The organism is Chromobacterium sphagni (assembly GCF_001855555.1).
GTDB classification, from domain to species: domain Bacteria; phylum Pseudomonadota; class Gammaproteobacteria; order Burkholderiales; family Chromobacteriaceae; genus Chromobacterium; species Chromobacterium sphagni.
In genome coordinates, this window is sequence record NZ_MKCT01000056.1 from 20,307 (window position 1) to 40,785 (window position 20,479).

The following is a 20,479-nucleotide window of genomic DNA, read 5'->3' on the forward strand; positions in this document are numbered from 1 at the left end:
CATCCGGCACTCAACTCAAATGTCATGTAGCGCGTTGATTACACGCGAAAAGCCGCGCATGTCCGCAGGTATCGTCAAGGCTTGCATCGGTATACACTTTGCCGCAACCAAATACACTTTGCCAAGGTGCATCATGTCCCATCGCCGCTCCGCCTTCTTCATCTCCGACCGCACCGGCATCACCGCCGAGTCGCTGGGCCACACGCTGCTGACCCAGTTCGACACCTTGGACTTCAAGCGCGATACCGTGCCCTTCGTCGATACCGTGGACAAGGCCAAGGCGCTGGCGCAGCGCATCAGCGACATCGCCGAGCGCGACCATCTGCGCCCGCTGGTGTTCACCAGCATAGTCAATCCGGAGGTGCGCGAGGCGCTGCGCTTGAACAATGTGGTGCTGATAGACTTCTTCGAAACCTTCATCGGCCAGCTGGAGGCCGAAATCGGCCAGAAGGCGTCGCTGTCGGTGGGCAAGGCCCACGGCATGGTCAACGAGGAAAAGTACGACCACCGCATGGAGGCGGTCAACTTCTCGCTGAACCACGACGACGGCGTCAAACTGAAGGATCTGGACGAGGCGGACGTGATTCTGGTGGGGGTGTCGCGCTCCGGCAAAACCCCTACCTGCCTGTACCTGGCGCTGCAGTACGGCATACGCGCCGCCAACTATCCGCTGACGCCGGAAGACTTGGGCAGCCCGACGCTGCCCAAGCTGCTGCTGCCGTTCAAGGACAAGATCTTCGGCCTCACCATCGACCCGGCCCGGCTGCACAATATTCGCTCGGAACGCCGGCCGGACTCCAAATACGCCAGCATGGACAACTGCCGGCGCGAGGTGAACGAAGCGGAATCGATGTTCCGCCACCACGGCGTGACCTTCATCAGCACCACCCACAAATCGATCGAAGAGATCGCCTCCACCATCATGCACAAAGCGGCGCTGGGACGTAAGTTCTGATCCCGGCCGGGTCCGCCCGGCAACCAGGTGGTCTGCGCCAACCAGCCGCGCGGCGGCGCTAACCGCCGCCGCGCTTCACCTTGAAACCGTGCTTGGCCAGCTCGGCCATCACGGTTTCCACATGGTCGCCCTGGATCTCCAGCACGCCGTCCTTGGCGGTGCCGCCGCTGCCGCAGCGCGTCCGCAGCTGCTTGCCCAGCTTAGCCAGCGCATCCGCAGCCAGCGGCAAGCCCCTGACCACCGTCACCTCCTTGCCGCCCCTGCCCTTGGTCTCGCGCGCCACCCGCGCGATGCCGTCTCCCGCCGGCTCGGCCTCCGCCGCGCAAACGCATTGCTGTTGCGGCTGGCGGCACTGCGGACACATGCGGCCATGCTCGGTGGAGTACACCAGCCCTCCGCCCTCGCTTCGTTTCGCTTTCATTCAGCTTCCATCCATTTCCAGTACGCAGGCGCCATGGTTGCGGCGAATCGGTGCGCGGACAAGCCCCGCAAGCCGGACATGCCATTCGCGCAAACAGGAATAAAACGCTATCCCTTTGTTTATTTGTAAATTTCCCGTCATTCCAGGAACAATAAAAACCAAACACTCTCAAAAATAAGGAGCCGTCATCCCAGCCGAAACCTAACGAGAGCAACGATGAACATCCCCGACTTCAACCAACCGCCCATCGCTGTCGCGCGCGTCTGGCCGCAACAGCTGGCCGGCGTGCAGGCGGGGCGGCAGCTCACATCGGAGCAGCAACACGAGTTCGCCGAGATGCTGTTCCGCACCGTGCTGCAGAATCCGCCGCACAGCGCGCCGCTGTTCGCCCTCGCCAATGCTCCGGCCAGCCTGCAAGCCAGCCATCCTTCCTCGCCGGCCCGGCAGCGCTCCGCCAACCGCGCCTATTCCTCCGAACGCCCCGCCGCCGGCTTCCTGCTGCAAGCCGAGGCTTGACGCCGTCCCGCGCCTCATGTTTTGATGAAGCCATGAAAACCGCATCCGCATTCGCAATCCAGCTCTGGTGGTGGCGCCTCTCTTAGGCGGCACCGGCGAAACGCGCACGCAAAAACCCGGAGGCTGCCGACAAGGCGCACCGGGTTTGTTTTTGACAGTCCCCTCCCCAGTTCCCCCTGTCGGCCTCCTCTCCCAACCCCAACGGAGACCGATATGAATCTAGACGCCATCAGCAGCAGCGACATCATCCTCACCGGCGACCGCACCACCGGCCAGCTGCATCTGGGCCACTATGTGGGTTCGCTGAAGAACCGCGTGATCCTGCAGGAGCGCTGCAAGCAATTCCTGCTGCTGGCCGACGCCCAGGCCCTGACCGACAATATGGGCAATTACCTCAAGGTGCGCGACAACGTGCTGCAGGTGGCGCTGGACTATCTGGCAGTGGGCATAGACCCGGCCAAAAGCACCATCTTCATCCAGAGCCTGGTGCCGGAACTGACCGAGCTGGCGTCCTACTACCTCAATCTGGTGACCGTGGCGCGTCTGGAGCGCAATCCCACCATCAAGGACGAGATCAAGCAGCGCGGCTACGAACGCGACATTCCGGCCGGCTTCCTCACCTACCCGGCCGCCCAGGCCGCCGACATCACCGCCTTCAAGGCCACCATCGTGCCGGTGGGCGACGACCAGATCCCGATGATAGAACAGACCAACGAGATCGTGCGCCGCTTCAACGCGAGCGTGGATCAGACCGTGCTGGTGGAAGCCCGCGCGGTGGTGCCGGAAGTCGGCGCGCGCCTGCCGGGCATAGACGGCAAGGCCAAGATGTCCAAATCGCTGGGCAACACCATCACCCTGTCCGCCAGCGCCGATGAAATCCGCCAGGCGGTGAAAATGATGTACACCGACCCCAATCACCTGCGGGTGGCCGATCCCGGCCAGGTGGAGGGCAATGTGGTGTTCAGCTATCTGGATGTGTTCCATCCGGACCAGGCGCTGGTGGCGGAGCTGAAAGCCCACTACCAGCGCGGCGGCTTGGGCGACACGGTGATCAAGCGGCATCTGGAAGAGTGCCTGCAAAGCCTGCTGGCGCCGATACGCGAGCGCCGCGAGCAATACGCGCGCGACCCGGCCGCGGTGCTGGAAATGCTGAAGACCGGCACCCGCCGCGCCCGCGACGTGGCGGCCGCCACGCTGGCCGAAGTGAAAACCGCGATGGGCCTGAACTACTACTAATTCAACACGGCGCAAAGGACGACGGCGCCGCCGCCGTCCTTGCCGCCATCCGATGGAAACGCCATGCCAATCCATGCCTCATCGCACCGCGGCACCTGGCTCGGGCTGCTGGCCGTCATCCTGTGGAGCGCCGTTCCGCCGCTGATCCGCCTGCTCAGCGAAAATTTCGGCCCGATAGGCGGCGCGGCGCTGATGTACAGCGTCAGCGCCGCGCTGCTGGCAGCCGTGCTGGGCTGGCCGCGCCTGCGCGACTTTCCGCCGCGCTACCTGCTGCTCGGCGGCGGACTATTCGCCTGTTACGAAATCGCGCTGGCTCTGGCGCTGGGCTTTGCCCAGAACCGGATGCAGGCGATAGAGCTGGGCATCGTCAACTATCTGTGGCCCTGCTTCACCGTGCTGATGGCCGTGGCGTTCAACCGTCAGCGCGCCGGGCCATTGCTGCTGCCCGGCCTCTGCCTGTCGCTGCTGGGCGTAGCCTGGATCATGAGCGGCGGCGCGCTGTCGCCGGCAGGCATTCTGCGCAACGCGCTGCAGAACCCGCTCAGCTATTCGCTGGCCCTCGCCGGCGCGCTGCTGTGGGCGGCTTACTGCACCTTCACCAAGCGGCTGTCGCAGGGCAAGAACGGCATTGCGCCCTTCTTCGCGCTGACCGCGCTGGCATTGTGGCTCCAATACGGCCTCAGCCGGGAAAGCCTCGCCATGCCGGCGCTGTCGTCCATCGCCATCCTGCTGCTGGCCGCCGTGGTGATGGCCGCCGGCTACGCGGCGTGGAATATCGCCATCGCCGAGGGCAATATGATGCTACTGGTCGCCGCATCCTATTCCACTCCGGTGCTGTCCTCGGCGCTGGCCTCGGCCATCCTCAGCACCGCGCTGTCCTTCGCCTTCTGGCAGGGCGCGGCGATGGTCGCCGCCGGCTCGCTGCTGTGCTGGCGGTCCACCCGCCCCACCCGCGCGGCCTAGCGCCGCCCAAGCCTCGCCATATTTAGGGAATCAACCTATGAACAGTATTTTCCGATGCCAGAACCTGGATGACGCCAGGGGACAAATAAACCGCATCGACCGTGCGCTGGCAACCCTGATCGCCGAGCGCGGCATCTATGTGCGCCAGGCCGCGCAGCACAAGAACGGCTGCCGGGAGGCCGGACTGGTCAGGTGATGCGGCGGGTGGAACGGCTGGCCGGCGAACTGGGGGCAGATCCCGCGCTGACCGCCGCCGTCTACCGCGCCATGATCGGCCACTTCGTCGCCGACGAGTTGGACGCGCTTCACAACGGCGCAAGCGGACGGATTTGAGCCGGACGCCGGCATTCCATACAATCGGCGGAATGGGCCGCGCCGCGCTCGGGCGCAGTCGGTTCGCATCCCAATCTATCGCGGAAGAAAACCCGGATGAAAAAGACAATCCTGCTGCTGCTCGCCTGCCTGTCCGTTCCGGCGCTGGCCGAAGAAGTGGGCGAAGTGTCCACCACCTTCAAACTGCTCAGCCCCAACGACAAGGTGGTGGTGGAGGCCTTCGACGATCCTTCGGTGCAGGGCGTGGCTTGCTATGTGTCGCGCGCCAAGACCGGAGGCTACAAGGGGGCGGTGGGCCTGGCCAAGGATCCGTCGCGCTTCTCCGTCGCCTGCCGCCAGGTGGGGCCGATCCGCTTTGGCCAGCCGCTGCCGCAGCAGGAACAGGTGTTCAAGGAGAGCGCGTCCTTCGTGTTCAAGCATGTGCGGGTGGTGCGCATAGTCGACGCCAAGCGCAATGTGCTGACCTACCTCACCTACTCCGACAAGCTAGTGGACGGCAGCCCGGACAACGCCATCAGCGCGGTGGCGGTGCTGGAACAGAAAATTCCGCTGAAAAAATAATCAACGCAAATCATTGATATCCATCAACTTTTTAAGATGATGGATATCATACCATCGACAGTTTGGCCTGCCAGCCATCGAATCCCACCTCCACGCCAGGCGGACACTGCGCGCTCAAGGCATGGTATTCCAGCTTGTGGGTCATATGAATCAGCACCGTGCGGCGGGCGCCGATCTTCGCCGCCCAGTCGAAAGCCTGCCCCACTCCCAGATGCGATGGGTAAGGATCGTGGTTCAGGCAATCCAGGAACAGCAGCTCCAGCCCCTCCAGCAGCGGCAAGCTGTCGTCCGGAATATGCGACAGGTCGGTCAGCCAGGCCATATTGCCGATGCGCCAGCCCAGGCAGGGCCAACTGCCGTGCTGCAGCGGAACAGGCGTCAGGGTGACGCCCTGATGCTGGAAGGGTCCGCTGACGATTTCCGGCTGCAGCACCGGCTTGTCCCACATCTTGGACGGCGCCAGCAAGGCGTAGCCGAAGCGCTCGCGGATATTGGAAATGGTGAAGTCGTTGCCGTACAACGAGATCGGTCCCTGCCTGAGGTAGCAGAAGGCGCGCAGATCGTCGATGCCGTTCAGGTGGTCGGCGTGCGGATGGGTGTACAGCACCGCATCCAGCCGGGACAAGCCCTCGCGCAGCGCCTGCTGGCGCAGGTCCGGGCCGGTGTCTATCAGGAAACCCAGCTCGCCCGCCGTGACGTAGGCGCTGGCGCGAGTGCGCTGGTTGCGCGGCTCGTCCGACAAACAGGTGGCGCAGGCACAGCCTATCGCCGGCGTGCCGGAACTGGAACCGCAGCCCAGGATGGTGACTTCCAAAGTATTCACAACGCTCCTTGCATGATCATTGGCACAGGGGCGGTCGCACCGCCGGCGCCGGCGCCGCCACAACGCCGCCATCGCATTGCACCTGGGCACCCGGACCCACCTGGCAGCTGCCGCCAGGCTGGGCCGCGCATTGCGCGCTGCCGTCCGGAGCCAGCAGGCACATGCCCGGTCCGGCATAGAAAGCGCCCTTGGCGCGGATGGCGCCGCCGCCGGGATAGGGCGAGCAGAACAGATTGCCGAACTCGTCCACCACGCAGGCGCCGGCGCTGCAATAGGCGTTGCCGTGATGCAGCACCGCCTGGCCGCCCGGCTGCGCGCAGTAGCTGCGGCCGCCGAGAGTGACGCAGTTGGCGGCTGCGCTCAGCGATGCCGCCAGCAGGAACCATCCCGTCAGGCGCTGCCGCATGGCAGTCTCCTTATCAGATCAGCGCGCCGCCTTGGCGAACAGGCGGAAGAAGTTTTCCGTGGTGGCGGCCGCCACCTCCTCTACCGATATGCCGCGCAGCCGGGCGACACACTCGGCCACATGGCGGACATAGGCCGGCTCGTTCTGCTTGCCGCGGTGCGGCACCGGCGCCAGATACGGCGAATCGGTCTCGATCAGCATCCGCTCCAGCGGCACTTTCTGTGCCACTTCCTGCACCTGCTTGGCGTTCTTGAAGGTCACCACCCCGGAGAAGGAGATGTAGAAGCCCAACGCCAGCGCCGCTTCCGCCACCTCCCAGGTCTCGGTGAAGCAGTGCATCACGCCGCGGCACTCGTCGGCATGCTCTTCCCGCATGATGCGTATGGTGTCCTCGGCGGATTCGCGGGTGTGGATCACCAGCGGCAGACTCACGCGCCGGGCGGCGCGGATGTGGGTGCGGAAGCGCTGGTGCTGCCACTCCAGATCGCCCTTGCACCAGTGGTAGTCCAGGCCGGTCTCGCCGATTCCCACCACCCGCGGATGGCCAGCCAGCTCCACCAGCTCGTCCTCGCTGTACTCCTCGGCTTCGGGATCGTCCGGGTGCACGCCCACCGTGGCGTAGAGGTTGGGATGGGCTTCGGCCAATCCCAGCACCTGGGGGTATTTGGGGCGGCTGACGCCTATCACCAGCGCGTGGCTCACCCGGCTCTCGCGCATATTGTCCAGCACTTCGGGCAACCGTGCGGCCAGGTCGGGGAAATTGATGTGGCAATGGGAATCGATAAGCATGATGGGGCTGCCGCAAAACTCTAAAGGGAACCCTGCAAGGATACCACGCCTACCGCGTTGGATTCGGCGGCGCGCCGCCTACATGGTATGGGTGGGCCGGCTGGAATTGAGCACGCCGCCCAGCAGCGCCTCGATCTTGTCCTTGGCCTGCTTGCCGGCCTCGCCGGAGACGAACTCCACGCCCACCCCTGCACCCGGCTGTTGTTGGCGCCAGCCGGCGTGATCCACACCACCTTGGCCTGCACCGCGATGCGCTGCGGGTCTTCCATCAGGGTCAACAGCAGGAACACTTCCTCGCCCAACTGCATCTCCTTGTTGGTGGGGATAAAGATGCCGCCGTTGCGGGCAAAGGGCATATAGGCGGCGAACAGCGCGCTGCGCTCCTTGATGTGCAGCGACAGCACGCCGGGACGGTTGGGATTGTTCAGGTCCTGCCGGGTATTGGCGGCATCCATGTTCGGGCCCCTTCTCGCTCTCAGCCGGCCTTGCCGCCGGCGAAAATCTTCAGGTAATCCATCAATACCGCCTCAAGTTGCAGGCGGGTGTTCAGCGTGTGCTGGGAGAACGGCGCCAGCGCGGTCAGCGCCTGCTGGCAGGCCATCAGCTGCACGGTGTCGCAGCGCGTCGACAAGGCCGACAACGCGCGCTCCTGATCTGGATAATAGCGGACCCGGCCCGCCAGGCCCAGCAAGGCCAGATCATGCAGCCATTTCTGCAACCAGTTCAGCGGCTGCAGCAGCGACAGCTGCTTGTTCTTGTCCACCATCTCCGCCAGTTGCAGCATGCCGGCGAAGTTGGGCAGGCCCAGGCCCTTGACGAATTGCTGCCGCAGCGCGGCCAGTTCGGGATCGTGGTCGAACAGCGGCACGCCGCCGTGATGGGCCAGTTCCAGTTCGGGATCGGCGATGCCCTGCTGCGTCAGCCAGGACAGCGCCGCCTGCGCGCTGGGGCGGTCCAGCGCAAACTGGCGGCAACGGCTGCGGATGGTGGGCAGCAGCCGCTGCGGCGCATGCGCCACCAGCAGGAACAGCACTGACTCCGGCGGCTCCTCCAGGATTTTCAACAAGGCGTTGGCGGCGGCCAGATTCAGGTTCTCCGCCGGCTCCACCAGGATCACCCGGCGGCCGGCGCGATGGGCGGACAGGTGGGCGAAATCGATCACGTCGCGCACCGCCTCTATCTTGATCTGCGGCAGCTTGCGCACCGCCTTGGCCTCCTTGCCCTCTTCCTCCTCGTCGGCGAACGGCGACAGCAGGCGGAAATCGGGGTGGGTGCCGCTGGCGAACCAGCGGCAACCCTGACACTGGCCGCAAGGCTGATGGTCGGCCTGCGGCGACTCGCACAGCAGCGACTGCGCCAGGTGCCGGGCAAAGGCCAGCTTGCCGATGCCGGCGCTGCCGGTGAACAGCCAGGCGCCCGGCATCCGCTGGCGTTCGGCGTTCAGCCGCCGCCAGTCATCGTTCTGCCATGGATACAGCATCAGCCGCGCTCCAACAGGTTCTGCAGATGGATTGCGATGTCGGCCTGGATTTCGGCGATGCCGCGGCTGGAGTCCAGCATGGCGAAACGATGCGGCTCCGCCGCCGCGCGGGCCAGGTAGGCCTCGCGCACGCGCTGATGGAAATCGGCGGCCTCCTGCTCGAAACGGTCAAGCGTCCGGGTGCAGGACATGCGCTGCGCCGCCACGTCCAGCGGCAGGTCGAACAGCAGCGTCAGATCCGGCTGCAGCCCCTGCTGCACCCAATCCTCCAGCACGCGGATGCGCTCGAAGGGAATGCCGCGGCCGCCGCCCTGGAAGGCGTAGGTGGAGTCGGTGAAACGGTCGGACACCAGATAACGCCCGGCCGCCAGCGCCGGCGCGATCACGCCGTCGATGTGCTGCTGGCGCGCGGCGAACGCCAATAACGCCTCGGCGTTCAGCGACACCTGGCTGTCCACCGCCAGCAGCAGTTTGCGAATGTCCTCGCCCAGCGGCGTGCCACCCGGCTCGCGGGTGAACACCGCGTCCACGCCGCGGCTGGCCAGCCAGTCGCGAATGAAAGTCAGATGCGTGCTCTTGCCCGCGCCGTCTATCCCCTCCAGGGTGATGAAGCGGCCGCGTCGGGCTGGCTGCTCGGTCGGCATTACTGGCCTTTCTTCAAGATGTATTTGCGCACCGCCTGGTTGTGCTGCTCCAGGGTGCTGGAAAACTGCGAGCTGCCGTCGCCGCGGGCGACGAAATACAGCGCGTCGGAATCGTCCGGCTGGGCGGCGGCGTACAGCGCCGCCTTGCCCGGCAGCGCGATAGGCGTCGGCGTCAGGCCGGCGCGGGTATAGGTATTGTACGGCGTGTCGCGGCGCAGGTCGGCCTTGCCGATATTGCCGCGGTAGCGCTCGCCCATGCCGTAGATGACGGAGGGATCGGTCTGCAGCCGCATTCCCTTCTTCAGCCGGTTGACGAACACCGAGGCCACCATCGCGCGATCGGCATCGCTGGAGGTTTCCTTCTCGATCAGGCTGGCCATGGTCAGCAGCTCGTACGGCGTACTGTAGGGCAGATCGGCCTTGCGGGCCGCCCAGGCCGCGTTCAGCTGCTGCTGCATCACCTCGAACGCCTGGTGGTAGATGTCCAGATCGGACATGCCCGGCGTGAACAGATAGGTGCTGGGGAAGAACAACCCCTCCGGGCTGGCCCCCGGCATGCCCAGTCGCTGCATGAGCGCGGCGTCGCCCAGCTTCTGCGCATCGTGCCGCACGTCCGGGTTGCGGTCCAGCGCCTGGCGCAGCTGGCGGAAAGTCCAGCCTTCTATCGCGGTGAGGCTGGCCTCGTCGGGGTGGCCCTGCACCAGCCGCTGCAGCACATCCAGCATGTTCTGCGATCCCTGGAAGCGGTACAGCCCGGCCTTGATCTTGCGGTCGGAACCGGACAGCCGCGCCAAAGCCACCATCAGTTGGCGGTTGCGGATGGCGCCGTCCTGCTCCAGCGTATGGGCAATCTGCTTCATGGTGCGGTTGGGCCCCACCAGCAGCTTGTAGCCCGCATCGGGCAGCTTGACCGGCAGCAGCGCGGCCCAGCCCAGCCAGCCCGCCGCGCACAGCAGGATCAGCAACAGAAAGCCGGATAGTTTTTTCATTTGAATGCGTCGCAAAATCGGTGTCTTGGGCCGCTCCTGCGGCAAAGGCGGAATCATACCAGCAAGCCGGCCTGTACGACATGACAGGTCAGACTGTCCCTCCGTAGGATAGTTTGCCCCACATCAACAGTGATCTTCGCGCTTTTGCCTATTTTCATAGTGAAATCCGCCACTGCGGATCAACCACCGACACTACGGACGGCGATGAAACCTTTCTTCAACTTTGGCTGCGCGCTGGTCGCCTGGGGCGAGCTATGCCGGGTGGCGCGGACCCGCAATTATCCTGGCAGACTCGATCCGCTGCCGCCGCAGGCTTTTTGCCAGGGCCGCCACAACCACCAGTTCGTCTACGCCAGCTCGGCGCAATTGCTCAAACCCTACCAGGCGATACTGCTGGAGCCGCTGTGGCTGCTGGACCAGCGCCAGGACGGCCGCTGGCAACTGGTGGCCACCGCACTGGGGAACAGCCTGAACCTGCGCCTGCAGGCCTTGTTGCGCGCCTGGATGCCGGCTATTCCCCAGGCCGAGGAAGCCGGCCCGCAAGTTGCCAGGCTGCGTCTGGCGCTGCGCAGCTTCCAGGGCGAAATCGGCAGCCTGCCGCCATCTCTGTCCGTCGCGCGCCAGACCGATGGCCAATCGCCATTGGTGCGCGGCATCTCCCCCTATTTGGAACAGATATCCAGCATCGTGCAACTGGAAGACGCGCGGGACGGCCGGCTGCTGGGAGGCGGCGTCAACCTGCAGGGTCCGCAAGCCGAACAGGGACGCAGCGGCCAGGGCTGGCAGGACCTGCTGGCCTGCAACTGGCAGCAAATCCTGCAATTCGGCCACCCTCCCCTCGCCGCTGGCTAGCATGGCGATTTTGGCCGCATAATGACGGCAAGATCATCTTTCCGGAGCCACCGCCATGCCGCGCCTGCGCCTTGCCCTGCTGTGCCTCTGCCTGTCCCCGCTGGCCCTCGCCGACACCGTGAATGTGGCGGTGGCCAGCAATTTCCAGCAAACGCTGGACAAGATAGCCGCGGCGTTCAAGGCCGCCACCGGCCATGAGGTCAAGGCCAGCGCTGGCGCCTCCGGCAAGCTGGCGGCGCAGATCCGCCAGGGCGCGCCCTTCGACGTGTTCCTGTCCGCCGACAACGAGCGCCCGACCGAACTGGCGCGCGCCGGCGTCGGCCTGCCATCCAGCCAGTTCACCTACGCCTATGGCCAGTTGGCGCTGTGGAGCAAGAAGCGCGGCGACGCCGGCGAGGCCGCGCTGCGCCAGGGCAACTTCAACAAGCTGGCGGTGGCCAATCCCGCCACCGCGCCCTACGGCCGCGCCGCGATGGAAACCCTGGCGGCGCTGAAGCTGGAGGCCGCCGTCCAAGCCAAGCTGTTGACCGGCGACAATATCGGCCAGACCATGCAGTTCGCCGAGGTCGGCGGCGCCGACTTCGCCTTCGTCGCCTATTCGCAACTGCTGGAACAAGGCATACGCGATCATTATTGGCTGGTGCCGGAAAAACTGCATCAGCCGATACGCCAGGACGCGCTGCTGATCAAGGCCGGCCCGGCCGCCAACGCGCTGATGGCCTTCCTCAAAGGGGAGCGGGCCCGCGCGCTGATGGCCCAGGCCGGCTACCGCTTCAAGCCGTGACGCCACAGGACTGGAGCGCCATCGCCCTCACCCTGAGGCTGGCGTGCATCAGCACCCTGCTGCTGCTGGCGCTGTGCATCCCCTGCGCCTGGTGGCTGGCGCGCAGCCGTTCGCGGCTGCGTCCGTTCTTGGAAGCCGGCGCCATGCTGCCGCTGGTGCTGCCGCCGACAGTGCTGGGTTTCTACCTGCTGCTGGCCTTTGGTCCCCACGGCCCGGTGGGCAGGCTGACCGCCTCCCTGGGCCTGCCCGGCCTGGCCTTCACCTTTCACGGCGTGGTCATCGCCTCGGTGCTGTACTCGCTGCCCTTCGTGCTGCAGCCGCTGTTGGCCAGCTTCCGCGCGGTGCGCCAGGAGGAGCTGGAAAGCGCCTGGCTGCTGGGAGCGGGCCGCTGGCAGCGGATGCGCCACGTGATCCTGCCGTCCTGCCGCAGCGGCGTACTTAGCGCCTCCTGCCTGGGCTTCGCCCATACCGTGGGGGAGTTCGGCGTGGTGCTGATGATAGGCGGCAATATCGACGGCGAAACCAGGGTGATTTCGATCGCGCTGTACAATCAGGTGGAACAGGCCAATTACGGCGCCGCACACCAGCTGGCGCTAATGCTGCTTCTGTTTTCGCTGGCGGCGCTGACCGCCGTCTACTGGCTGAACGCCAGGCAGAAAAAAGACGGATAAACTCTTTTCAACGGCCTGCCCCAGGCCACAACCCAGCCATGGAGACTACCCATCATGCGCAAATCGCTATTGCTCGCCCTGTTTGCCCTGTTCAGCGCCAATCTGGCACTGGCCGACGCCGCCTGCGACGCCAAGGCCGCCAACAAGAAACTGGCGGGCGCCGCCAAGCAGAGCTTCCTGAGGAAATGCGAGAAGGATACCGCCGCCGCCCAGGCCAGCTGTGACGCCAAGGCAGCCGACAAGAAGCTGGCGGGCGCCGCCAAGCAAAGCTTCGCCAAGAAGTGCGTGAAGGACGCGATGGCCAAGTAAGCCCGGCCTGCCGCCCGGATGCGCGAAACGGCATGGCGCCAGGCCCCATGCCGTTTTTGCCGTTTGATGCGGCGGCGCAAAAAATAAACAATCCAGACGCCGAAAAACGTCCAATCAACAATGACTTGGACGCAATAGTCTACACTTTAACAAGGTATGGCTTGTGAGTGTTGGTGATGAACTCCTTGTCTGGATACAGTTCGGTTCTCTCGTCTTTCGACAGTTTGCTGCCGAACTTGAGCAGTTTGTTGTCCAGCGGCCTGCTGCTGGGCTCAAGCGGCAGCGCCGGCAGCGCCAGCGCATCCGCCGCCACCGATCCTCTGCAGGTGGAGCTGTCCGGCCTGGGCCAATTGCTGTCCAACCTCAACACCTTCCAAAGCAGTCTGCAGCAGCTGTATGCGCCGTCCGTTCAGTTCAACAACGCCAGCGCCAGCAGCAGCAATCCGGCGGTGGCCAGCGTCAGCTCCTCCTACGGCGCGCAGAATGCCAACTACCTGCTCACGGTATCGCAACTGGCGCAGGCGCAAAGCGCCACCAGCAGCTTTTCGCTGGCGGACACCAGCTCCACCTCGGTGGGCACCGGCAGCCTGACCATCACCACCGGCAGCTACGCCTACACCAGTTCCACCTCGGCCAGCAGCTTCACCGCCAACGACACTCCGGTGACGGTCAGCATCACCAACGGCACCTTGTCCGGCATCGCCAGCGCCATCAATGGAGCCAATGCAGGCGTAGTGGCCAACGTGATCCAGAACGCGTCAGGCAGCTACCAGCTGCAGGTCAGCGCCGCCAGCACCGGCAGCAGCAACAACTTCCGCATCGCGGTGAGCGACAGCGACGGCAACAATACCGATCAGAACGGCCTGTCGCGTCTGGCTTTCGACCAGACCCTGGCGACGGGCAGCGGCCAGAACCTGGCGCAAACCCAGAGCGCGCTCAACGCCAGCTACACCATCAACGGTGCCTCCGGCGCCAGCAGCAGCAATCTGGGCATCCAGCTGGGTAACGGCGTGTCGGCCAATCTGCTGGCCACCGGCAGCAGTACCGTGGCGGTCAACGTGGACTTCGGCCAGCTCAACAGCAACGCGCAATCGTTGGCCAACGCCTTCAACACTGTGCAAAACAGCATCAACACCCTGCTGGGCAACGGCGCCGCGCTGCAGAACGATCCCATCGCCAACCAGTTGCCGCAGTTGCTGAACAAGGAAGTGCAAAACAGCTTCAGCAACGGCAGCTCGCTGCTTACCAGCCTCAGCCAGATCGGACTGAGCTACCAGAGCCCCAGCCAGTACGGCCTGGGCGGCACGCTGAGCTTGAATACCAGCTCGCTGCAGACCGCCTACAACAGCGACTCCAACGGCACCGCCAACCTGTTGTACACGGTGGAGCAGTCGCTGAACTCGCTGGCCGACAGCTACGCCTCCTATGGCAACGGCACCATCGCCCAGGAAATGACCGCCTTGCAGAACCAGGAGTTTTCCAGCCAATTGAGTTCGCAATCGGTGCCTTTCAACGACACCTTCCCCTACAACCTGCAGAACCTGCTCAGCTACCCGTCCGGCAACTCCGCCTTGTCCGCGCAGCAGATCAGCGGCCTGGCGATGTACGCGCTGGTGTACTCGCTGGGCGCGCCCTATGCGCTGGACTCGCTGCTGGTCGGCCAAGGCCTCGGCCTGTCCTCCTCCGGCACCTTCTCCGCCACCGCCTGACCCCCGTCTTTGACCCAGCTTGCGCTTTGTGGGTAAAATTCATCGGATGATTGGATGTTTAGGAGTCTCCGCATGAATCGCGCCGCCAAACGCTCGCTGGTGGACATCGCGCTGGACAGCCTGGGCCGGCAACTGGCCGACGGCCGCTGGCCGGTGGGCAGCCGCATTCCCACCGAGCCCGAACTGGCCGAGCAACTGGGCATCAGCCGCAACACCGTGCGCGAAGCCATCCGCGTGCTGCTCTACGCCGGCCTGCTGGAAGTGCGCCAGGGCGATGGCACCTATGTGCGCGCCATCGTCAATCCCGGCGAGGCGATGCGCGCCATCAGCCGCGCCAGCCTGCGCGAACACCTGGAAGTGCGCTGCCTGCTGGAGGAAAGCGCGGCGCGTCTGGCCGCCCAGCGCGCCGGCGCGGACGACCTGCTCCGCATCGCGGCGACGCTGGACACGCTGGCCCGCCAGGACGATGACACCCCGGAGAGCTACGCCGAGCGCGACATCGCCTTCCATCTGGCGATCGCCGACGCCAGCGGCAACCAGGCTCTGGCCGGCCTGTACCGCTATTTTTCCCGCGCCGTGCGACAAAGCGTGCAGGACTCCATCCGCGACGAAGCGCTGCCCGACCCCGACTTCGCCGCCCACGCCGCCATCTTCGACGCCATCCGCCGGCAACAGCCCGACGCTGCCGGAAATGCCGCCGCCGCCATCACCCGCCCGCTCTTGGCCACCCTGGACCAACTGCTGGCGGCGCAAAAATAAAAGGAAGCACCATGTTCGACCGCGATACTCAAAATCAACTGATCGCCGATGAGCTATTGATCGACGACGACGCCCCGCCGGCGACCCATCCGCCCGCCAGCCGCGGCCGCACCCTGCTGTTGTTGCTGGGACTGGTGCTGGTGGGCCTCAACCTGCGTCCGGCGCTGTCCAGCCTGGCTCCAGTGCTGGGCATGGTCAGCCAGGACACCGGACTCACCCCGGCGCTGGCCGGCCTGCTCACCACCTTGCCGGTGGCCTGCCTCGGCATCTTCGGCCCGCTGGCGCCGCACCTGGCGCGCCGCCTGGGCAGCGAGAAGACCATCGCCGTAGTGCTGGTGGCGCTGGCCGCCGGCATCCTGCTGCGCACTCAGCTGGGCCTGTTCGGCCTGTTCGCCGGCTCGGCGCTGGCCGGCGCCGGCATCGGCGTGATCGGCGTGCTGCTGCCCGGCATCGTCAAGCGCGACTTCGCCAGCCGCGCCGGCCTGATGACCGGCGTCTACACCATGGCGCTGTGCCTGGGCGCGGCGCTGGCGGCCGGTTTCACCGTGCCGGTGGCGGAATACTTCCAGCACGACTGGCGCCCGGCGCTGGCGCTGTGGGCATTGCCGGCGCTGCTGGCCATCGCCGTGTGGTGGCCGCAGCTGAAAACCCGCCACGCCGCCGCCGCCGGCCATTGGCAGGTGCGCGGCCTGCTGCGTGATCCGCTGGCCTGGCAGGTGACGCTGTTCATGGGCTTGCAATCGTCGCTGGCCTACATCGTGTTCGGCTGGCTGCCGTCCATCCTGATAGACCGCGGCCTCACCGCCATGCAGGGCGGACTGATGCTGTCGCTGTCCACCATGGTACAGGTACCGGCATCTTTGCTGGTGCCGATGCTGGCGCACCGCTGTCGCAACCAGCAGCCGCCGATCGCCATCACGCTGTTCGCGGTGATCGCCGGCCTGCTGGGCATGCTGTACGCGCCGACCGACAGCCTGCTGCTGTGGGCGATGCTGCTGGGATTCGGCCAGGGCGGGCTGTTCAGCACCGCGTTGAGCCTGCTGGCGCACCGCTCGCCTGACCAGCACGTGGCCGCGCACCTGTCCGGCATGGCGCAGGGCATAGGCTATATGCTGGCCTCGCTCGGCCCCTTCGCCGTGGGCCTGATCCGCGGCCATAGCCATGCGGCCTGGCCGCTGGCCGTGCTGTTCTGCCTGATCTCCGCCGCCGCGTTCACGGTTGGCATGCTGGCCGGCCGCAAGCGGCTGGTGGCGGTGAAGGCGGTAGCCATCTAACTCCCCCCATCTGAATGGGAAAAGCCCGCTTGCCAGCGGGCTTTTCCCATTTCAGGCCGGGCCTGGCTATCTGGGTTTGGCCACGATGCCGTAACGCCGCCACAGTGCGGCCAGCTCCTCGCGCGCCAGCGGCACCTCGGTCCCGCCCAGGCGCAAGCCAGCGGGCAGGCCGTCCATCGTTCCGTCCCAGGCCGGCAACGCCTCGTCCAGCAGCGCCGGCAGGTCGCGGTCGTCCACCACCGCCAGCTCGCCGCCGATCTCCAACAGCAGCATGCCATCCGGCGTCAGCCAGGCGGTGCGCGGGGCCACGTCGTCGTCGTACGGCAGCGTGCTCCAGCCCATGGGCGTGCGCCTGGCCACCAGCGGCGCCGCGTCGAGCATCACGTAGACTTTCTGCGGCCCGTTCTGTACATAACAGCGGCCCTGCCCGTCGCGGCCATAGTTGCGGTTGAAGAAGTCCACCATCGCCTCGTGCTGCAGGCGCTCGTCCTTGATCCACCATTGGCCGCGCGCGTCCAGCCGCAGCCAGCCGAATACCGCCGGCACATTCGGCCATTTGGCCATTGCGGCCAATACCATTGCGTCCATCCTGCGTCTCCCGCGGGCCAAGCCCGCTCATTTCGTTTTTTTCAGCCGCTCAAGCCACTGTGCGCAACACAGTCGACGGCGGAGTGCGCGTCACCTTGCCCACCAGCGGCCAGCCTGCCAGCGTCACCACCAACACGCCGCCGCCCATGCCCAGCGGCAGCAGCCACCAGTTGAGCAGCACCGGCAGCGAAAACAGCTTCACCGCCGCCAGCACGCCTATTCCCATCGCCCCCAGCGCCGCCAGCAGCCCGGACACCGCGCCCAGCCACACCAATTCGGCCAGCACCACGCTGCGCAACTGGCGGCGCGAAGCCCCCAGCGCCCGCATCAGGCCGATATCCGATAAACGCTCGTCGCGGGTGGCGGTCAGCGACGCCCACAGCACCAGCACGCCGGCGGCCAGCGCCAACAGGAACATCGCCTCGATGCCGCGCGTCAGTTTGTCCACCATCGCCCTCACCTCGGCCAGTATGCTGCCTACGTCTATCACCGTGATATTGGGGAAACGCTCCACCAACTGGCTGGCGAAGCCTTCGTCAGCCGCCTCCAGCCGGAAGCTGGTGATCCAGCTGGCCGGCTGCTGGCGGAACTGCCCCGGCGTGCCGATGACGAAGAAGTTCACCCGGAAGCTGTCCCACGGCACCTCGCGCAGGCTGCTCACTCTGGCGCGGTAAGTGGTGCCGGCCAGGTCGAACGCCAGCGTGTCGCCCAGACGGATGCCCAGCTTATCGGCCAGGCCGCGCTCCACCGAGAACTGCGGCTTCACCCGCTTCTCATCCGGCCACCATTTGCCGGACACCACCTGATTGCCGGGCGGCAGATCCTGGCGCCAGGACAGGTTGAACTCGCGCTCCGCCAGCCGCCGCGCCTGTTCGCTGTCGTAGGCGGCGGGCCGCACCGGCTGCTCGTTGATGGCGATCAGCCGCGCCCGCGCCATCGGCGACAGCTCCGGCTGCGGCCGCCCCGCCGCGGCGAAGGCGTCGCGCATGGCGTCCAACTGGCCGGGCTGGATATTGATCACGAACTTGTTGGGCGCGTCCGCCGGCACGCTGCGCTGCCAAGCGCCTATCAGATCGTCGCGCACCACGGTCAGCGTCAGCAGCGCCATCAGCCCCACCGACAGCGAAGCCACCTGCAGCACCGCCAGCCAGCGCCGGCGCGCCAGATTGGCGATGCCGAAACGCCAGCCCACCTTGCCGCCACGCGGCAGCCGCCGCAGCAGCATCACCATGCCCAGCGCAAGCAGGCCGGATACGCCAAGGAAACCCAGCATCGCCGCCAGCAACCAACCGGCCAGCGCGAACTCTCCTACCTGCCACGAGGCCAAAGCCAGCAGCGTGGCCAAGGCCAGCACCGGGGCGATCACTCCCTGCCGCGTCGGCGGCAGTTCATTGCGCAGCACCGCCGCCGGCGATATGTCCTGTATTCCCATCAACGGCGGCAAAGCCAGGCCGGAGAGCAGCAGCAAGGCCGCCAGCGGACCGATCAGCCAAGGCAGCCAGCCGGGGTCCGGCAACATCTCGCCGACGTAGCCGCTGAACAGCTGCATCAGGCCCAGCTGGATCAGGAAACCCGCCAAGGTGCCCAAGGCGCCGGCCAGCAGACCCAGCAGCAGGAACAGGCTGACGAACAGACCCCACACCTCGCCCGAGCCCAGGCCCAGGCAGCGCAGCACCGCCACCTGCTGCCAGTGGCGCTGCAGGTAGCGGCGCACCACCAGCGCCACCGCCGATGCCGCCAGCGCCACCGTCAGCATCGCGGTCAGGCCGAGGAAACGCCGCGCCCGCTCCAATCCGGTGCGGATTTCCGGCCGCATCTCCTCCACGTCCTCCAGCCGCGAGCCCGCCGGCTTGTGTCCGCGCAGCCAACTGCGGAAGTCCGCCACCTTGCGGTCTTCGCCGGCAAACAACAGCCGCCAGCGGATGCGGCTGCCCTCCTGCACCAGGCCGGTGGCGGTCAGATCGGCGCTGTTGAACATCAGCCGCGGGATGAAGTTGTACACGTCCATGCTGCCGTCCGGCTCGCGCACGATCAGGCCGGTCAGCTTCAACTGGCGGTTGCCGACGCCGATCTCGTCGCCCAGCTTCAGCTTGAGCCGGCTCATCAGCCTGGCGTCCATCCAGGCGCTGCCCGGCGCCGGTTGCAGACGGCCGCTCTGTTCGCTGCCGTCGGCCAGTTGCACCGTGGTTTCGCCGCGCAACGGATAGTTGCCGCTGACGGCCTTGTACTGCGCCAGCGCGGCCTGGCCGCCGGCGAACACCATCGATGGAAACACGATGTTGTCGGCCATCCCCAGACCGCGTTTGCGCGCTTCGGCGCGGATGGCGTCGGGCGCCGGCGCATTGCCGCTCAGCACCAAGTCCGCCGCCAGCAGCTGGGTTGCCTGGGTGGTCAGCGCCTTCTCCACCCGGTCGGAGAAGAAAGCGACGCTGCTCATCGCCGCCACCGCCACCAACAGCGCCAGCGCCAGGATGGTCAACTCGCCGGACACCAGTTCGCGGCGGATGAAGCGCAGCACCAGGGTAAGCCGTCCTCGCACTGTCATCCGGCGCGCGCTCCGTTGAGCTTGCCGTCCACCAGCCGGTAGATGGCGTCGCAACGGCTGGCCAGCTCATTGTCGTGAGTGACAAGCACCAGCGCGGTGCCCTGTTCGGCGTTGAGCTGGAACAACAGGTCTATGATCTGGCGGCCGGTATGCGGATCGAGGTTGCCGGTGGGCTCGTCGGCGAACAAGAGGCCGGGATGGATGACGAAGGCGCGCGCCAAAGCCACCCGCTGCTGCTCGCCGCCGGACAGGTGGCGCGGGTAGTGGCTCAGCCGCGCGGCCAGCCCCACCCGTTCCAGCATCTGCCGCGCCGCCTCGCGCGCGTCGTTGCGTCCGGCCAGCTCCAGTGGCAGCATGACGTTTTCCAGCGCGGTCAGCTGCGGCAGCAACTGGAAGTTCTGGAACACGAAGCCCACCTTGTCGCGCCGCAGCAGCGCGCGCGCGTCTTCGCTCAAGCGCGACAGCGGCTTGCCGAACAGCGCCACCTCACCATCGCTGGGGTGGTCCAACCCGGCCAGCAGCGACAACAGCGTGGATTTGCCCGAGCCAGAAGTGCCGACGATGGCCACGCTTTCGCCGGGATACAGCGTGAGCGAGGCGCTGCGCAGGATGTGCAGCACGTCGCCGCGGAAATGAACCTGCTTGGCCAACTCTTTGGCGGCCAGTACCGCCTTTTTCTCTGGATTGCTCATGCGCTCTATCGTCTGCAAGATACTGTTCCCCTTATTGCTGCTGTGGCAGCTGCCAGCCGGCGCCGCCACCATCCTAGTGTTCGGCGACAGCCTGTCGGCGGGCTACGGCCTGTCCGCGGGCAGGGCTGGGTGGCGTTATTGGCCAAGACCTGCGCCGCGCCATCGGGTAGTCAATGCCAG

At 66.1% G+C, this 20,479-nt stretch carries 25 protein-coding genes and 1 pseudogene; 15 read left to right on the top strand and 11 right to left on the bottom strand.

The features are described 5' to 3' along the window. The first annotated feature begins 133 nt into the window (after positions 1–133). The gene (gene ppsR / locus BI344_RS17605; protein ID WP_071114148.1) at positions 134–955 is read left to right on the top strand and encodes a posphoenolpyruvate synthetase regulatory kinase/phosphorylase PpsR; all 822 of its coding nucleotides are present in this window, start codon (positions 134–136) and stop codon (positions 953–955) included. A 58-nt stretch (positions 956–1,013) separates the two neighbouring features. Here the strand turns inward: ppsR and BI344_RS17610 are convergent, their stop codons facing one another. Then, positions 1,014–1,376 (bottom strand): translation initiation factor Sui1, encoded by a 363-nt coding sequence (locus tag BI344_RS17610; protein ID WP_071114149.1) that lies wholly within the window; start codon positions 1,374–1,376, stop codon positions 1,014–1,016. 216 nt (positions 1,377–1,592) lie between these two features. Here BI344_RS17610 and BI344_RS17615 point away from each other — a divergent pair, with 216 nt between their 5' ends. The 6 genes from BI344_RS17615 (at position 1,593) to BI344_RS17635 (ending at position 4,985) form a co-directional block, all read left to right on the top strand. Beyond that, a complete protein-coding gene (locus BI344_RS17615) occupies positions 1,593–1,892 on the top strand; it encodes a hypothetical protein (RefSeq protein ID WP_071114150.1) in 300 nt (99 codons plus the stop codon). 213 nt (positions 1,893–2,105) lie between these two features. Then, positions 2,106–3,128: a tryptophan--tRNA ligase gene (trpS, locus tag BI344_RS17620; RefSeq protein WP_071114151.1), complete on the top strand. Its 1,023-nt coding sequence runs from the start codon at positions 2,106–2,108 to the stop codon at positions 3,126–3,128. A 63-nt stretch (positions 3,129–3,191) separates the two neighbouring features. Continuing rightward, positions 3,192–4,091: an aromatic amino acid DMT transporter YddG gene (gene yddG, locus BI344_RS17625; RefSeq protein ID WP_071114152.1), complete on the top strand. Its 900-nt coding sequence runs from the start codon at positions 3,192–3,194 to the stop codon at positions 4,089–4,091. Between the two features lie 37 nt (positions 4,092–4,128). Further along, positions 4,129–4,287, top strand: coding sequence for a chorismate mutase (locus BI344_RS25490; RefSeq protein WP_241499396.1), 159 nt, complete (start codon positions 4,129–4,131; stop codon positions 4,285–4,287). Next, positions 4,287–4,424 carry a hypothetical protein gene (locus BI344_RS25495; protein WP_241499397.1) on the top strand — a complete coding sequence of 46 codons (138 nt, stop codon included), beginning with the start codon at positions 4,287–4,289 and terminating at the stop codon, positions 4,422–4,424. The genes BI344_RS25490 and BI344_RS25495 overlap by 1 nt, the downstream gene beginning before the upstream one ends. A 96-nt stretch (positions 4,425–4,520) precedes the next feature. Beyond that, complete coding sequence (locus BI344_RS17635) at positions 4,521–4,985, top strand: CreA family protein (RefSeq protein ID WP_071114153.1); 465 nt, start codon at positions 4,521–4,523, stop codon at positions 4,983–4,985. Positions 4,986–5,031: 46 nt separating this feature from the next. Here BI344_RS17635 and BI344_RS17640 read toward each other — a convergent pair whose 3' ends face one another. Genes BI344_RS17640 through mltG form a run of 7 tightly spaced genes read right to left on the bottom strand, consistent with a single transcriptional unit; the run spans position 5,032 to position 10,116 of the window. Beyond that, entirely contained in the window at positions 5,032–5,808 is a 777-nt protein-coding gene (locus BI344_RS17640) for an MBL fold metallo-hydrolase (RefSeq protein WP_071114154.1), read from the bottom strand. A gap of 16 nt (positions 5,809–5,824) precedes the next feature. Then, positions 5,825–6,214 carry a hypothetical protein gene (locus tag BI344_RS17645; protein ID WP_071114155.1) on the bottom strand — a complete coding sequence of 130 codons (390 nt, stop codon included), beginning with the start codon at positions 6,212–6,214 and terminating at the stop codon, positions 5,825–5,827. An 18-nt stretch (positions 6,215–6,232) separates the two neighbouring features. Continuing rightward, entirely contained in the window at positions 6,233–7,003 is a 771-nt protein-coding gene (locus tag BI344_RS17650) for a TatD family hydrolase (protein ID WP_071114156.1), read from the bottom strand. A 20-nt stretch (positions 7,004–7,023) separates the two neighbouring features. Beyond that, positions 7,024–7,458 (bottom strand): PilZ domain-containing protein, encoded by a 435-nt coding sequence (locus tag BI344_RS17655; RefSeq protein ID WP_139167071.1) that lies wholly within the window; start codon positions 7,456–7,458, stop codon positions 7,024–7,026. A 20-nt stretch (positions 7,459–7,478) separates the two neighbouring features. After that, positions 7,479–8,483 carry a DNA polymerase III subunit delta' gene (locus BI344_RS17660; protein ID WP_071114157.1) on the bottom strand — a complete coding sequence of 335 codons (1,005 nt, stop codon included), beginning with the start codon at positions 8,481–8,483 and terminating at the stop codon, positions 7,479–7,481. Next, entirely contained in the window at positions 8,483–9,127 is a 645-nt protein-coding gene (tmk, locus tag BI344_RS17665) for a dTMP kinase (protein WP_071114158.1), read from the bottom strand. Before tmk ends, BI344_RS17660 begins: the two co-directional genes overlap by 1 nt. Further along, entirely contained in the window at positions 9,127–10,116 is a 990-nt protein-coding gene (mltG, locus tag BI344_RS17670; RefSeq protein ID WP_071114159.1) for an endolytic transglycosylase MltG, read from the bottom strand. The genes tmk and mltG overlap by 1 nt, the downstream gene beginning before the upstream one ends. 204 nt (positions 10,117–10,320) lie before the next feature. On the opposite strand from mltG, the gene BI344_RS17675 reads away from it, so the two are divergent. From BI344_RS17675 to BI344_RS17705, 7 genes are all read left to right on the top strand, one after another. Then, complete coding sequence (locus BI344_RS17675; RefSeq protein ID WP_071114160.1) at positions 10,321–10,968, top strand: DUF3313 domain-containing protein; 648 nt, start codon at positions 10,321–10,323, stop codon at positions 10,966–10,968. Positions 10,969–11,023: 55 nt separating this feature from the next. Further along, complete coding sequence (gene modA / locus BI344_RS17680; RefSeq protein ID WP_071114161.1) at positions 11,024–11,752, top strand: molybdate ABC transporter substrate-binding protein; 729 nt, start codon at positions 11,024–11,026, stop codon at positions 11,750–11,752. Further along, positions 11,749–12,423, top strand: coding sequence for a molybdate ABC transporter permease subunit (modB, locus tag BI344_RS17685; protein ID WP_071114162.1), 675 nt, complete (start codon positions 11,749–11,751; stop codon positions 12,421–12,423). The genes modA and modB overlap by 4 nt, the downstream gene beginning before the upstream one ends. A gap of 54 nt (positions 12,424–12,477) precedes the next feature. Beyond that, the gene (locus BI344_RS17690; RefSeq protein WP_071114163.1) at positions 12,478–12,732 is read left to right on the top strand and encodes a hypothetical protein; all 255 of its coding nucleotides are present in this window, start codon (positions 12,478–12,480) and stop codon (positions 12,730–12,732) included. A 236-nt stretch (positions 12,733–12,968) separates the two neighbouring features. Continuing rightward, a complete protein-coding gene (gene fliD / locus BI344_RS17695; protein WP_158020738.1) occupies positions 12,969–14,441 on the top strand; it encodes a flagellar filament capping protein FliD in 1,473 nt (490 codons plus the stop codon). Positions 14,442–14,513: 72 nt separating this feature from the next. Next, a complete protein-coding gene (locus BI344_RS17700) occupies positions 14,514–15,200 on the top strand; it encodes a FadR/GntR family transcriptional regulator (protein WP_083338708.1) in 687 nt (228 codons plus the stop codon). A gap of 11 nt (positions 15,201–15,211) precedes the next feature. Then, positions 15,212–16,474, top strand: coding sequence for a CynX/NimT family MFS transporter (locus tag BI344_RS17705; RefSeq protein WP_071114166.1), 1,263 nt, complete (start codon positions 15,212–15,214; stop codon positions 16,472–16,474). Between the two features lie 66 nt (positions 16,475–16,540). On the opposite strand, the gene BI344_RS17710 is transcribed toward BI344_RS17705, so the two are convergent. The 3 genes from BI344_RS17710 to BI344_RS17720 are packed head-to-tail and all read right to left on the bottom strand — an operon-like array spanning position 16,541 to position 20,299. Beyond that, entirely contained in the window at positions 16,541–17,053 is a 513-nt protein-coding gene (locus BI344_RS17710) for a DUF2946 family protein (RefSeq protein ID WP_239690824.1), read from the bottom strand. 58 nt (positions 17,054–17,111) lie between these two features. Then, positions 17,112–19,607 (bottom strand): ABC transporter permease, encoded by a 2,496-nt coding sequence (locus BI344_RS17715; protein ID WP_071114168.1) that lies wholly within the window; start codon positions 19,605–19,607, stop codon positions 17,112–17,114. Continuing rightward, the gene (locus BI344_RS17720; protein WP_071114170.1) at positions 19,604–20,299 is read right to left on the bottom strand and encodes an ABC transporter ATP-binding protein; all 696 of its coding nucleotides are present in this window, start codon (positions 20,297–20,299) and stop codon (positions 19,604–19,606) included. The genes BI344_RS17715 and BI344_RS17720 overlap by 4 nt, the downstream gene beginning before the upstream one ends. Between BI344_RS17720 and BI344_RS24615 the strand changes: the two are divergent. Next, positions 20,298–20,479, top strand: a pseudogene (locus BI344_RS24615) (arylesterase); the annotation flags it as partial. The gene BI344_RS17720 and the pseudogene BI344_RS24615 overlap by 2 nt on opposite strands.